Origin of the sequence: Streptomyces sp. NPDC001604 (assembly GCF_042893475.1) — a bacterium.
GTDB lineage: Bacteria > Actinomycetota > Actinomycetes > Streptomycetales > Streptomycetaceae > Streptomyces.
Genome location: NZ_JBIAUY010000029.1, coordinates 71204 through 84442 on the forward strand (window position 1 = coordinate 71204; position 13239 = coordinate 84442).

The following is a 13239-nucleotide window of genomic DNA, read 5'->3' on the forward strand; positions in this document are numbered from 1 at the left end:
CACAAAGAAGAAGATCTACCTCTACGAGCAGGCCGCGACGCTCCCCGAAGCGGAGAAGGCCCGCACGAAACCTCTCCACCAGGTCGACGCGGTGCTGCAGCTCAACCACACCGGCTGAGCAGGATCGGGGACTCGCCTCTTCAGGGGCGATGTGGGGCGATCACACATGTGCCGTGCGGATTACCTGTCTTGGGCGGAGCTTGGCCGAGTTCACCGCTCCGTACCCTGACTCCCCGTTCGTACTGGTACCAGAGTGGCTCGGCCCTGGGACCGTGCCATGCCTCGTGAGTCCGCAGGAGGCCTGCCTCTGTCGTTCCTCAACTTGCGTTCGGGGGTGGAGCCTGCAGCGGCATCCAATGCGCCACCTCTGAGCAGGAAAGGGTCGTCGTCCACTGTCGTCGTCTGTCGGCGGCGGTCTTTCTCGGACGGCCCGAAGGCGGCCCGATACGTAGGGCGTGGTCTCGGTTCCTTCCACTGCCCGTGCTGTCGGCTTTGGTGCGAGCGCCACCGAGGTCGAGGCTTTGGAGAGGGACTGTGGGAGCGAAGCCGGGACTGCTCGTGTACGCCGACGGCGTGGTGCCGGGACTTCTACGACACGTGGGCGCGGCGGACTTGGCACGGACGTCCTCCATGGTGCGGCGCCTCTATCCGGGCTGCGAGATCGAACCCCGCGAGGGCACGGAGCCTTGGGAATGCCTGTCCTCGCCGAAGGGAACAGCCCACGCGGCTAGTTGGCCGGGAGGTGGATGTCGTGATGACCGCCATCCAGGAATCAGGGCCCGGGGCGGCCAAGATCGGGTGGCAGATCCATGCCAAGGCCGTGAGCCTAACTCGGGGTGGGTCCTGGGATCTGCTGGGGCCTTGTGAGATGTGCGCATTAGACGGGTTCACACGACGTTCGGCGGTCACGCGCGTCGCCGGACTCTCAGCTTGGGAAGCGACGGCGCTTGGGCGGGTTCATGGACCCTGGCCAGCGCAGATACCTGGTCCTTGAGGTGGCCGTGTGGGCGGGATTGCGCCGCTGTTGACCGTGGTTTTCCGCCCTTACGGGCACGCTATGGGCACGTCTCTGAGCCATTGGTCTGGGGGACGGGGCGACGGACATTCGGAGGATCCTGCGTCCAGGTGCCTCTTACCCAGGAGATGCGTGGTTGCGGATGCGTAGGTGGTTCGGCTTCCGGCTGTCATTCGACGTCGACTCCGTATGCCCGGGCGAGGCCGTCGAGGCCGTCCGCCCATCCCTGACCGAGGGCCCGTAGCTTCCATGCGGGTAGGCCGTCGACGGGGTGCCGATACAACTCGGCGACGACCATGGTTCGGATGTCCGGGTTTGCGGACGGCTGGAAAGCCCATGCCGCCCCGGTCACGCAGTCCATGTGCAAGGCGGCGTGGGTGAGAGAGCCGCAGTTCAGGCCCGTGTCGACGTCCATGTTGATGGCGATGGCGACGCGGTGCACTCGCTCGGGCAGGGCAGCCAGGTGAATGGTGGCGCGTTCGACGGAGTACGGGCCCTCCTGCTGCTTGCCCAGGAGCCGTGCGGCGCCGTCGGCGGAGCAGGGCTGGTTGTAGAAGACGAAGTCCTCGTCAGCCGCCACCCGGCCGTCCTCCCCGGTCAGGAAGAGGGTGAGGTCCGCGTCTGCGCCGGCGAAGCTGAAGGCGACGTGCAGGCCCTGCCAGGCGTCCTCGGGCAGGACGAGGGTCTGGCCGGGGATGAGCGAGGCACGCAGCGCGGGCGGTGTGGCGGGTACAGGAGGCGGTCCTGCCGACCTCTCTTGCTTCCATTCGGCGAACGGCTTGATCCGGTAGGGATCGGTGAGTGGCGCCCGGTCGTCGGGCGGGGCGGCATCGCGCTCCGCCTCCTGCTGAGCCCGCTCCCCTTGACGGCGCGCCCGGTCAAGTTGTGCGGCTGAGGGGGCGACCGTACGAGAGCGTGTCGTACGCCGTGTAGTCGTGCGCCGTCGATGGCCGCCGAGGGAACTCGACGCGTAGAAGGGGCCGAGCCCGGTCGACATCCTGGCGCCGCCGCTGCCCGCGCTGAGTCTCGCCGCACGGGGCCCGACCGAGGTGCGCACTCCACGAGTCGAGACCCGCACACTCATCCCAGGTACACCACACGGAAACCGAACCCCATGACGTACCCCTCTCCCCAGGAACAGTCTGGCACCCGGGGGGCGTGTGAGGTCGGCTCGGCTGGTCCTCGGCAACACGACATGGGGAGGTGTCCCGGATACATCAATCCGGTACATGGACTACTCTTGGTACATGTCCATGAAGCGCACCAACGTGTACGCCGACCCCGAGGACCTGGCGATCATCAAGGAGGCCGCCAAGCGCCGGGGTATAAGCGAGGCCGAGATCATCCGCCAGGGTATCCACCTAGCAGCGATGGCGAACCGGGTCTGGGACGAGCCGCTGTTCTCACGCACCTTCGAGGGCCCGGGGCGCACGCTCTCCAAGTCGGAGATCCGCGACACGGTCACCGACGCGGTTCGGCGTGAGACCGACTCGGGGTCCGGATCCGCCGCGTGATCATTGTCATCGCCGATACGTCCGGCCTTCTGGCAGCCCTGGACTCGGCTCATCCGGAACACCGGGCGGCGAACGAGGCCATCATGGCGGCGGGCCTGCTGGTCATGTCCCCTCTTCTGCTGGCCGAACTGGATCACGTGGCGACGCGTGAGCTCGGCAGGGAGGCTGCCCTCAGCGCGGTCGACGACCTACGGCGCTGGATGAGCCGGGGGCGTGTCGTCATGCCGGAGATCACCGAGGATCACCTGGGCGCAGCCCAGTCCGTCCGTGGCCGTTACCGCGCGCTGGACCTCGACCTCGCGGACGCGGTGAACGTGGCGCTTGCCGCCGACTACGACACGGACGCGATTCTCACCCTGGACCGACGGGACTTCCGGGCCGTACGCCCGTTGGGCCGCTACAAGGCGTTCCGGGTACTCCCCGACGACCTCCCGCTCTGACGCAGGATCCAAAGCGGTCAAGTGCCTGCTTCCACAAGGGCCTTGGGCAGCGCCCACGACGAAAACATGCAGGACGGGTGTCCGCCGCCGCCCAGGAACAGCGGGCTGAGGGGCTCGCCTCCGGCTCATCTACGTGAGAGTGCAGGTCAACGCCACGCTGCGACGCAATGGGGGCGCGCTCTCAAGGCGCTCGTGCCCTCTGCGTGCCCAAATCTCGGGCTACAGGAGCACTCGCAAAACGCAGCAAAAGCGCCCCCAATAAAACAGCCCCAGGCCGCTGACCTGGGGCTTCAAGAAGAGCGGTGACGAGAATCGAACTCGCGCTCTCAGCTTGGGAAGCTGAGGTGATCCAGCGTTCGAGGCAGGGCTGACCTGCGGTGGAAGGGTGTCGACGCCTGGTTGCGGGTCCGTTGATTCCCCGGAGTTCGCCGTCGTTCCCCGCAGGACCTGGCACGCGTCTGGCACGACCTCCTCGTCCTGAACGAACTTCGCTGGGCGCTTGACCTTGCACCGCTGTATCCCTCACCTGCTGCGGCGGTCCGCAGGCTTCCGCGGTCGTTCGCGCTGTTCGTCAGCATTGTCCCGCCGTGGATACTCATCCCAGGAGGCAGGTGGTGAGGTGTCAGGATGGCGGCGTGGTGATCCCTGGATATGAGGACGACCCTCTAGCGGTCAGTGAGGAATGGCTCGCCCTTCCCGGTTTCTGGCCCGCGCACCTGTTGTGGCTTGCCGAAGGCGAGGACGTGGATCCTGAGCCCGGATGGTTCGGTGCCGACGGCGCGGACACCGAGGAGGCCTACGGGACTCTCACTGACCCGGCTGCCTGGCCAGTCCTCCGGCTGCCCTTGCAGCGCGGACACACGATTCTGATCCTCTACCGCAACTTTCCCGAGGACTGCGGGATCGACTACTACTTGACCCACCCCAGCTGGGACCGACCACGGTCGCTCGGCAGCATTGACGGTCACTTCGCCGGCCCCGGTCTCGCCTGGCGCGAACTGGTCCATATCGCTCAGAATCCAGGTACGGGCCCCGGGGTCACCGCCCTGCATGCTCGCCTGCTCCTTCTATTGCCCGTTCTAGGCGACGAGGCACTACCCCCGGATGCCGTCAAAGTTGTCGAGAGTGCCCTAGCCGCCATTGGCGCACCGCCGCAGACTCGCACGGTTCTCGCCGAAGCGTTGCTGGACCACCCTTTCTGGGAAGCTCCTCCCTGGTACTTCCATGAGCCTGACGCTTCCCCTCTCAGCGGTGGAAACGCAACCCCCCGCCCCAGTCGAGTTCTGCGCTGCACGGGCAACTGGAGTCCGCGTACGGGGGGCTTCGGCCTCTCGCTCGATCAGGACATCCGCCTTGCAGAGGCCTTGGGTACTGTCAGCTGATCGCAGAACTGTAGAAGTGCTCATCTGGTGCGCTTGTGGTGCAGGCGTTCCTTGGCGCGGATGCCTGGCGGACCAGCAGTTGCGGCTCCTTAGCGCCGCGGCGATGGCCTTCCCCCTTCGCGCCGACATAACGGTTGTCTCTGGAGCAAAGTGGATGCCCGGTGTGGACGTCCACGAAGGAATGTCCACACCGGGCAGCGCGCAGTCACTAAATCAGGCGGCGGACTCCTCTGCCAGGATCGCGTCGCGTGTCACCTCATAAGCAGCCTCCGCTTCCGGGTCGCGTTCCATCATGCGCTCCCAGAAATCTCCCGCGATCCATTCCTTCGGCCCCATACTCAGCCCACCCCGCCGATAGATCTCCACACTCCACCGGGCCGGGATGACATCCGACACCTGCTCGAAGAATTTTCCGCTGTACAGGCCGGCGAGATCGTGCGGCGAGTGCTCGATGCGTAGGGAGGAAGACCCGTCGCTGCAGACATGGAGTTCGAGTACGACGTATTCCTGTCCCGGGGTGAAGTGGTACCTGCCGTCGACAGGATCGGGTGGCGCGTCCGGGGCGCCCAGATAGCGGACTCTCACTTTCTGTCCCTCCGCCCAGCTTGACCTTGTAGTCGGGGTTCATGCGCGGAATGGCGTACTTGCCCCACTGCTCGGCTCCGGATCTTCGTGGAACGCGCGACGGTCTCCGTGGTGAGGTCCCCGTCCATGGTGAACATCTTGGACGCCGCAGCCGCATCGCCCCCGTACTCCAGTGGCTTTCCGAGCCAGGCAAAGCCGCCCTCCTGGAACGTTCCAGGGGCGGCCAGACCACCAAAGTTCACCTCGCCGCCGAGCGCAAGTGCCATCTGCTGGCGTTCGTGCCGACCGCAGGTCAGGCTGCGGACAGCCCGCGATTCGTCCCCGTCCTGGGAAGGTACGGGTGCGCGGCCCCGTGGTCGTCCCCGCAGGATGGCTGTGCTCGCTGTGGGTGCCCGTCCTCCCGGATGCACGATCGCTACCGATGGCAGCTGCATGGCTTGGGCGTCGCGCTGGGGCCGCCCGGCGGATCCACATCGCGGTGGAGGTCCGCCGGTTCGTCCTGGGCGTCACCAACCAGACCGGCCTGTTCACGACGATCCGCGAAGCCCTGGGCCTGCGCTGACGACTTGAGTCGTGAATGCGTGAGGGGGCGGAGCGTCGGCGCTCACCTTGATCACTCGTGCGCCGGCGATCCCCAGTGCCTCGACGATCCGTCCTGCGATGGACGCGGAGAAGAGGCCGCTGGTCACGCTCAGGCCGAATTGCGGCGTGGGAGGATGCTCCGTCTCGCGCAGCAGGAGGAACGCCTCCCCCTCCGCCGGAGAGAAGGCGAAACAGAGCCACTCCGCGAGACTGTCGCAGGCTGTCTCCCCGCTGCCCCAGCGCTCCTCAAGCGCCGCACGGTCGATATCGACCTCTGCGAGCCACTTGATGTCGCGCGAACTGACATCCCCTTCAGGAATCCGCTTCAGCTCCACAGGGTTCAACTCTCTCACGGCCATCTCTACCGCGTCTCCGTGACGATGACCGGAATGGAGGCCCATTCGTCGCCGTCCATTTCGAATCCCTTGACGCCGTCTTCCACACCGGCCTCCCAGGAAGCATAACCAGGCCTGTTGTTGGCCTTGGGCTTCACGGTGGTGTAGAACTCCAGGCTTCCCGGCTTGGCGTCCTTGAGAATGGGACCCACGTGGGCGTGTGCCTGAGCCGTGGCGTTGCCGCCCCACCTCGGGATCTTGCCTCACAGCTCACCGGACTCGGCGATGCTCCGGGTCTGTGCGGCGTGAGCGAGCATGATCGGCAAGGCTCCGACGAGTTCCTCTCGGCCCCTCCGCCGGCGACATGAGCCGCCACGACTTGACAACATCATTAGGAGGTGAGTTCGGTCGGGAGGACGCTCTCGTCGGTTTCTGACTCGATCGGGCGGAGGCGGGTCTTGGCGAGCAGGGCGAGTCCCATGTAGCGGCGGGCTTCGGTCCACTGGTCGTTCTGCTCGGCGAGCACCGCGCCCACGAGCCGTCGTCGAGGAGCCCACGCCACAGCCATGCGCGGACCTCATGGCGGGCCTACCGTTTCCTGTGAGGCCCGCCGGCACCGCGACATCCCCGAACCGAGCGGCGGTGCCCGCCTCGAAGGATGGGTACAGGTCGAACAGTCCCCAACGGCCCTCATCCGCGTGGCCGGCGCGCACTCCGGCCACGGGTGGGAGAAGAGTGGCAGTGCCGTGGCGAGCGTCGTGCCGGCATATCACGCAGGGGCCGTGCTGCTACTTGAGCTCGTCGGCGGTGAAGTAGCCGTCGGTGAGCAGAAGTTCGTAGTTGGTCCTGTCGATGTCGACCGGCTGCAGCAAACGGGCGGGCACGTCCTTGACGCCGTTGTTGTAGTCACTTCTGTTGTCCACCCACGGCGCCCTGTCGCTGAGTATGTCGTCGGCCATGTCTGCGGCGGCTCTGGCAAGGTCGCGGACGTCCTTGAAGACGGTCTGGGACTGCTGGCCCGCGATGATGGACTTCACCGAGGGCAGTTCGGCGTCCTGACCAGTGATGACCGGGAGGGGCTTGCCGGCGGAGCCGTAGCCGTCCTGCTTCAGTGCGGACAGGACGCCCCTGGAGATGCCGTCGTACGGCGAGAGGACCGCGTCGACCTTCTTGCTGCCGTACCACTTGGTGAGGAGGGCACTCATGCGCTTTTGCGCGGTGGGCCCGTCCCAGCGCAGGGTGGTGATCTTGCTGAGTTCGGTCTGGCCGGACGGGACGACCAACTGCTTGCTGTCCAGGAACGGCTGCAGGAGCGTCATCGAACCGTTGAAGAAGTATTTGGTGTTGTTGTCGTCGGGGGATCCGGCGAACAGCTCGATGTTGAACGGCCCCTTGCCGTCCTCCAGGCCGAGCTTCTTGATGATGTGGTGGGCCTGGATCAGGCCGACCATCTCGTTGTCGAAGCTGACGTAGTAGTCGACGTTCTTGGTGCCGAGGATGAGCCGGTCGTAGCAGATCACCGGAATGTGCGCATCGGCGGCCTGTTGAAGCACGCCGTTCAGCGACCTGGCGTCGATGGCCGCGATGATCAGTGCGTCGACGCCCTGCTTGATCAGGTTCTGGATCTGTGAGACCTGGGCCTTCGGGTCGTCGTCGCCGTAGACCAGCTTGGTCGTGTACCCACTGCCCTTCAGGTCCTCGACGAGGCTCTTGCCGTCGGTGAGCCAGCGCTCGGAGGCCCGCGTCGGCATGGCGAGGCCGACGGTACCGCGCCCGGACCTGCGCACGGAGCTGCTCTCGCCGGTCTGCTCACAGGCGGACAAGGCGAGGGCGAGGCCGGCGGCTCCAGCGAGGGCCGATCTTCGGTTGAGCATGGTGATCGTTCCTTGTTCTTCTCGTCGTTGAGGAGGATGACGGCGTATCAGGCGTCGGCGCGGGCGGTTGAGCCGACGGGCGGTAGGCAGGCGAATCGCGAGCGAGTCGGACGCGCCGTACCCGCTCCCGGGGTTCCGGAGTCAGGTCCCGCAGAGGGGTGCCGTACGGGTGGATGCCCGGGCACCCTGGACGGACCGAACTTCAGACAGCGCGGTGCGCTGGGGCGGACCAGCTCGGCGCGCTCGTAGATCCGCACGTAGCCGCCGATGTCGTCGGGGGTCTTGGTGCACGAGTTTCAAGGCGAGTGAACAACCGGCGGGCTCGCTCGAGTGGTTGAGGCCAGGCCGGCCCGGCACGCTGCACGAGTCGGTGCTCATGCGCCTCGATGTCCCGCAGATCACCGATCCGGTCGCCGGTGTGTTCCTGTACGTACACCGGGCTTCGCCACGGCGTTCCGGCCACGTGCGTGCTGATTCCGGGGATGCACAGGACAATCGCCTTTCGAATGTTCGAAATCTCGTACCATGTTCGGAATGCTGGCGTGACGCTAGGGGCGGGTGTGCGGGGTGTCAACGGGGCGAACTGGAACGGTTACAGAAAGAGGTCGGAGATCGCTCATTCATCTGGCCAGGGCCCGAAGTGGACGTACGACGCCCAGGCCGTGGGCCGGTACGGCTCCCGACGGGGGGCGCGGTCGACCGTCTCGTGCACCGCGTGGGCCGTCGGGACGGATGGAGTGGGCTCGCTGGTCGGATGCCGACCGACGGGAAGGGAGCGCGAGCGACATCAGCGTGCCGGACGGATGGCAGACAGTACGCTGAATCCAGCGGGATCGGGCCCGCAGCACAGCGTCCGGGAGGTGCTTCATGACGGCCGAGATGGTGGCCCCGGCGTGGATGCATGAGCAGATCACCGCTGAGGAGTACGACTCCTGGTCCGAGGAGCAGTGCGCCGGTATCGAGGTCGTGGACGGGATGGTCGTCGTGAGTCCGAGTGCGTCCAAGCGGCACAACCGGCTCGCTCGGATTCTGGCGAACGCCCTGGATGGCGCCGCAGGCCCGGAGTGGAACGCGGACACGGACTTCGACGTCCGGCTTCAGGACGTCCCGCTCACCAATCGCCGCCCGGACGTCGTCGTGTACCGCGCAGACACGATCGACATCACCCCCACTCGACCTGAGCACGTGCTGCTGGTCGCGGAGGTGGTGTCGCCGGGCTCGGAGACCACCGACCGGATCGTGAAGGTCGACCAGTACGCCAAGGCGGGCATCGGCTTCTACTGGCGGATCGAGCAGGCGGCGACAGGCGTTCCTCTCGTGTACACCTACGTTCTCGACCCCGCGACGAAGACATACCGGGATGGAGACGTGTTCACCGGCGTCCTCAAGGTAGTGGCCCCTTTCCCGGTGGAGATCGACCTGGGGCAGGTCTGACCTGGCGCTGCGCACCAGTCGGCGGCGAGTGGCGGATCGACGGCGAACGGAGTCGCCATCGCCCAGTGCATGCCCCTCAACCAGTCCGACCAGGCCTGGACGATCCAGTGACAGGATGACCCCTCGCCCCGACGAGGCCCTTTCGTCAGCGGGCCGGCGGCTGGATGTAGTCCTCCAGGCGGGCGACGGCGAAGCCCTGCTTCTGGATGAGCCTGAGCATGTTGGCGAACATCTGCGTCATCGTGCGGCCCTTGAGTTCGGAGGGGCCGCGGAAGTGGGCCAGGATGATGTCGCCGTCGTGCAGCTTCTTGTCCGGTGTCTGGTACTGCATGCTGCGGATCTGCATCGATTCCCGCCACCACACGATCGCGCGGGGTCCGCACTCCCCGACCGCGGTCCTGGTGTTGGTGTTGTACGCGCCGTAGGGCGGCCGGAAGAGCAGCGGAGCGGTGCCGTACTCCTTGGTGAGGATCCTCTGGTCTCCGCACACCTCTTCCCGTTGACGGGCCAGCGGGACGGAGCTCATGACGGGATGGTGCAGGGTGTGGTTCTGGATGTGATTGCCCAGCGCCTGCAGCGGTTTGAAGTACGCGTAGTCCGACTTGATCGCGTCGTTCATCAGGAACATCGTGATCGGGACCTTCAGGTCCCGCATCATCTTGCTGAACTCGGGATCCTTCTCCTGGCCGTCGTCCACCGTGATGAAGACGACCTTCTGCGAGGTCGGTATGTGGGTGAAGACCGGGACGGTTCCGGTGGCCGAGAGCTTCACCGGCTTGTCTACCGGCGGCTGCGGAGCGGTCCGCAGCGGTGTCAGACCCCACCGGTGCCAGGCCGCGAGTTCGGCGGCGCGGGCAGTGCCGGCCGCGTCGCCCTTCGGCACGGCGCCCTGTGCCGTGGGGGTCGAGTGACCGGTCGCGCTGCCGCCGCCCGCACCGCAGCCGCTGACGGCGACCGTCACCGCGATCACCCCGGCCACCGACGTGTACAGCCTGCCCCGGCTCATCCGCTGCACCGTTCCTCGCTTCCGTACGGAATATGACGCTTGGTCAGAAATGTGATGCCTGGCCTGAATGAAAATATCTTGATCATCAAGAGGCATGATCACCCTGTTTGATGACGGATGCGGGGGCGGGGTTCCCGTCGGCCATGGGACCCGGGCAAGGGGTCGCGGGTCACTTCAGGACGTTGAGGTGTCGGCGGGGGCTGAAGGCTGTGGCGTTGGTGAGGGCGGCATAGAGCTGGTCCATGTACTGCGGCTCCCAGTCCTCGGGCGCGATGCCCTCCTGCTGCATCTGCGGGAAGAGGAAGCCCAGATGCTGGTGCGCGCCGGGGGCTCCGGCGAGCCCCCGGCGCCGCTTCTTCCGCGTTACTGCCGGGTCCACTTCTGGTTGGTGCCGCCGTTGCAGGTCCACAGCTCGACGAGGGCGCCGTTCGCGGTGGAGCCTCCGGTGACGTCCAGGCACAGCCCGGACTGGACGCTGGTGACGGTGCCGTCGCTGTTGAGGTTCCACTGCTGGTTGGTGCCGCCGGTGCAGTCCCAGATGACGACCTTGGTACCCGGGGAGGTTCCGAAGCCGCTGGCGTCCAGGCACTTGTTCCCGTAGACCCGCAGTTCCTTGGCGGAGGTGGCGGTCCACTGCTGGTTGGTGCCGCCGTTGCAGTCCCAGATCGCGGTCTGCACGCCGTTCGTGGTGCTCGCGCCGGGCACGTCCAGGCAGCGGTTGGAGCCGACGCCGCGCAGTACGTTGCCGCTGCCGCTGCCGCCCCCGGGGTTGGTGCCGGTGCCCCAGCCCCACTGGAGGCGGTCGAGACCGGACCGGTTGGTGAGGGTCAGGGACAGGTTGGTGCCGGTGCCGCTCAGGGAGGTGATGGCGCAGGAGGCGTTGTCACAGGGACCGGGGCCCTGGGTCTGGTTGGTCTCCTTGACGCCGGTCCACAGGACGGAGCCCATACCGAGGCTGCGTACGGTGTCGGTGATGGCGTAGAAGTAGGAGATGTTGTTGGTGCCGTCCTTGGGGCCGTTGTAGTCGACGCCGGTGTTCATCGGGACGCCGAACTCGGTCACCACGGCGCGGTCGGCATAGCCGCACAGGTTGTTGGTGAACTCCTTGACCCAGTCGGCCTCGGTGCTGTGGGAGGTGCCGAACATGCTGTAGATGTGGATGGACAGCAGGGTGTTGGACAGCCGCGAGTCGCCGCCGACAGCGCACAGATTCCCGTCGGACCACAGGCCGGGGACTATCACGTGGTCGCGGGGGAGGCTGGGGTAGTGCGCCAGCCAGTCGGCCTCGAAGTTGGTGAGGTCGGTGGCGTTGTAGCCGTACGGCTCGTTCATGATGTCGAAGTAGAAGTTGCTCTTCGTGCCGTACTTGTTGATCATCGTGTTCCACATCGCGTAGAACGACGCGGTGTCACTGACCTTCCCGTTCTGCAGCCACGGCGCGACGATGACCTTCATGCCCAGCGCGGTGGCGGCGTCCAGCGCCGCGGTGTAGCTGCCCCACCAGGCTCCCGAGGTGGTCGCCGCGTTGAATCCCATGCGGACGGTGTTGGCCCCCAGGTTCTGGAAGCCCTTGAGGATGGCCGTGGACTTCGTGTACGTGGTGGCGTAGTCGTCCGACGTCGACAGGCCGACGGGGATGTTCGGGCCGGTGATGAAGTTGTCGTTGGGGTCCGCCCAGTTCACTCCGTGGAACTGGCTGGTGGCCGCCGCCGGGGCGGCCTGCGCCTGCGTGGCGGCCTGGGCGGTGCCGCCGGTCAGCAGTCCCAGCAGCGCCAGGGCGGAGGCGGCTGCGCCGGCGATGAGGCGCCGGCCGGCCTGGAGGCCGCTGCGTCCGGCGCCCGGCCGTCTCGGTAAGCGCGTCGTCGTGATGTTCACGATGTCTCCTCACGGGGCCTTGTTTATTTGTGTTCGGTTCCAATCCATTGCGATGCAGCACGCATCGACGGCAGGCGGCATCGCCCGCTCGATACATGGGATGAAAAAGACGGGGCGGCTTGCATGGTCTCTACGGCGTAGCCCCGTACCCGACTTGCGAGGACCGGAAATGAGCTTGCCTGCGCCCAACAAGGGGGTCAAGACTCAGTACGCATATTTGTCAGCAGACATGGGATGAAGTGGCGGCCCTTTTGGCGCGTTTGATTGTGCGGCATCTTGTGGACTTGGACCTCATGCCTGGGCGGACGCACCGTCGAGGAAACGTCTGATCGTCTGCACGGCCAGCCGGTCCGTCGCCGCGCTCCGGCCGGACAGGCGGTGGACGACGATCCAGCCCTGGGGCACGGCCCCGGCGAAGACCGAGGCGCTGCCCGTTGCGCCGTTGTGCCACAGGAGGTGTCCTGCCTTCTGCCAGGCCGGGGCGGGTTCGCCGAGCCTGCGGTCGACGAGCAGACCGGTGACGAGACGGGCGGTGGCTTCGGGAGTGGCCCACAGGCCGCCGGCGGGCAGGATCGCGCCGGTCATGGTCCAGGGCCCCTGCGGTCGCCCGAAGAGCCCCCGGCGGCACAGCCGTCTGCCGGACGGCGGGTCGGCCGCGACGTCGGTGACGCCGAGGGGATCGAGGACATGCCGGTGCAGGAGTTCCTCGTACGGGGTGCGGGTGGCCGCGACCAGGGCGGCGCCCAGCAGGGCGTATCCGAGGTTCGAGTATTCCTCCGTGGTGCCCGCGGGCGCCGTGACCAGCGTGTCCAGCTGCCGTACGACCGCTTCCAGGGCTTGGGCGTCGAAGTCCGCGTAGGGGTCGCGGCCGCCGATTCCAGGGGGCAGCCGTGGCAGGCCCGAGGTGTGTTCGGCGAGGTGGCGCAGGGTGATTCCGGTGCCCTCGGGCGCGGGCAGGAAGGACTCCAGCGGGTCGTCGAGGCTCAGGGCAGCGCGGCCGGCCAAGGCGGTCAGGACGGTTGCGGTGAGCGGTTTGGTCAACGACCCGATCTGCACGAACAGGTCCAGGCTGTGGCCATTGCGCAGCTGGGGCGGCTCGAAGCTGCTGAGTACGCAGGTGGGAACTCGGATCATCTCGGACTTCCGTCGTGCGTTCGGGGCAGCGGGCATGCCACCGTACCCGCCGGTATGCAGTGC

The 13239-nt window shown here is 66.7% G+C and carries 15 protein-coding genes and 1 pseudogene; 6 read left to right on the plus strand and 10 right to left on the minus strand.

Annotated elements, in window-relative coordinates; translation table 11 throughout:
• Window positions 1-558 precede the first annotated feature (558 nt).
• Window positions 559-867: a DUF6928 family protein gene (locus tag ACFY1E_RS45415; RefSeq protein ID WP_389087891.1), complete on the plus strand. Its 309-nt coding sequence runs from the start codon at window positions 559-561 to the stop codon at window positions 865-867.
• A gap of 317 nt (window positions 868-1184) precedes the next feature.
• Here the strand turns inward: ACFY1E_RS45415 and ACFY1E_RS45420 are convergent, their stop codons facing one another.
• Window positions 1185-2072: a TerD family protein gene (locus ACFY1E_RS45420; RefSeq protein ID WP_389087818.1), complete on the minus strand. Its 888-nt coding sequence runs from the start codon at window positions 2070-2072 to the stop codon at window positions 1185-1187.
• A gap of 190 nt (window positions 2073-2262) precedes the next feature.
• Here ACFY1E_RS45420 and ACFY1E_RS45425 point away from each other — a divergent pair, with 190 nt between their 5' ends.
• The 3 genes from ACFY1E_RS45425 (at window position 2263) to ACFY1E_RS45435 (ending at window position 4351) form a co-directional block, all read left to right on the plus strand.
• The gene (locus ACFY1E_RS45425) at window positions 2263-2529 is read left to right on the plus strand and encodes a CopG family transcriptional regulator (protein WP_389087820.1); all 267 of its coding nucleotides are present in this window, start codon (window positions 2263-2265) and stop codon (window positions 2527-2529) included.
• Window positions 2526-2969, plus strand: a complete 444-nt coding sequence (locus ACFY1E_RS45430) for a PIN domain-containing protein (RefSeq protein WP_389087823.1) — start codon at window positions 2526-2528, stop codon at window positions 2967-2969. Before ACFY1E_RS45425 ends, ACFY1E_RS45430 begins: the two co-directional genes overlap by 4 nt.
• A 635-nt stretch (window positions 2970-3604) precedes the next feature.
• A complete protein-coding gene (locus tag ACFY1E_RS45435; RefSeq protein WP_389087825.1) occupies window positions 3605-4351 on the plus strand; it encodes a hypothetical protein in 747 nt (248 codons plus the stop codon).
• Between the two features lie 213 nt (window positions 4352-4564).
• Here the strand turns inward: ACFY1E_RS45435 and ACFY1E_RS45440 are convergent, their stop codons facing one another.
• Complete coding sequence (locus ACFY1E_RS45440) at window positions 4565-4936, minus strand: hypothetical protein (RefSeq protein ID WP_389087827.1); 372 nt, start codon at window positions 4934-4936, stop codon at window positions 4565-4567.
• Window positions 4937-5357: 421 nt separating this feature from the next.
• Here ACFY1E_RS45440 and ACFY1E_RS45445 point away from each other — a divergent pair, with 421 nt between their 5' ends.
• Window positions 5358-5498 (plus strand): hypothetical protein, encoded by a 141-nt coding sequence (locus tag ACFY1E_RS45445; RefSeq protein ID WP_389087829.1) that lies wholly within the window; start codon window positions 5358-5360, stop codon window positions 5496-5498.
• On the opposite strand, the gene ACFY1E_RS45450 is transcribed toward ACFY1E_RS45445, so the two are convergent.
• The 4 genes and pseudogenes from ACFY1E_RS45450 to chvE form a co-directional block, all read right to left on the minus strand.
• On the minus strand, window positions 5464-5877 hold the full coding sequence (locus ACFY1E_RS45450) for a hypothetical protein (protein WP_389087831.1): 414 nt from the start codon (window positions 5875-5877) through the stop codon (window positions 5464-5466). The genes ACFY1E_RS45445 and ACFY1E_RS45450 overlap by 35 nt on opposite strands.
• A gap of 2 nt (window positions 5878-5879) precedes the next feature.
• Window positions 5880-6065: a hypothetical protein gene (locus ACFY1E_RS45455; protein WP_389087834.1), complete on the minus strand. Its 186-nt coding sequence runs from the start codon at window positions 6063-6065 to the stop codon at window positions 5880-5882.
• Window positions 6066-6244: 179 nt separating this feature from the next.
• A pseudogene (locus ACFY1E_RS45460) lies at window positions 6245-6394 on the minus strand (IS256 family transposase); the annotation flags it as partial.
• Between the two features lie 247 nt (window positions 6395-6641).
• Window positions 6642-7727, minus strand: a complete 1086-nt coding sequence (gene chvE, locus ACFY1E_RS45465; RefSeq protein WP_389087836.1) for a multiple monosaccharide ABC transporter substrate-binding protein — start codon at window positions 7725-7727, stop codon at window positions 6642-6644.
• Window positions 7728-8594: 867 nt separating this feature from the next.
• Between chvE and ACFY1E_RS45470 the strand changes: the two genes are divergently transcribed.
• Window positions 8595-9161: a Uma2 family endonuclease gene (locus ACFY1E_RS45470; RefSeq protein ID WP_389087838.1), complete on the plus strand. Its 567-nt coding sequence runs from the start codon at window positions 8595-8597 to the stop codon at window positions 9159-9161.
• 145 nt (window positions 9162-9306) lie between these two features.
• Here the strand turns inward: ACFY1E_RS45470 and ACFY1E_RS45475 are convergent, their stop codons facing one another.
• From ACFY1E_RS45475 to ACFY1E_RS45490, 4 genes are all read right to left on the minus strand, one after another.
• The gene (locus ACFY1E_RS45475) at window positions 9307-10167 is read right to left on the minus strand and encodes a polysaccharide deacetylase family protein (RefSeq protein WP_389087840.1); all 861 of its coding nucleotides are present in this window, start codon (window positions 10165-10167) and stop codon (window positions 9307-9309) included.
• Window positions 10168-10336: 169 nt separating this feature from the next.
• Window positions 10337-10546, minus strand: a complete 210-nt coding sequence (locus tag ACFY1E_RS45480; RefSeq protein WP_389087842.1) for a hypothetical protein — start codon at window positions 10544-10546, stop codon at window positions 10337-10339.
• On the minus strand, window positions 10531-12042 hold the full coding sequence (locus ACFY1E_RS45485) for an RICIN domain-containing protein (RefSeq protein ID WP_389087844.1): 1512 nt from the start codon (window positions 12040-12042) through the stop codon (window positions 10531-10533). The genes ACFY1E_RS45480 and ACFY1E_RS45485 overlap by 16 nt, the downstream gene beginning before the upstream one ends.
• 291 nt (window positions 12043-12333) lie before the next feature.
• Complete coding sequence (locus ACFY1E_RS45490; RefSeq protein WP_389087847.1) at window positions 12334-13176, minus strand: serine hydrolase domain-containing protein; 843 nt, start codon at window positions 13174-13176, stop codon at window positions 12334-12336.
• Between the last annotated feature and the right edge of the window lie 63 nt (window positions 13177-13239).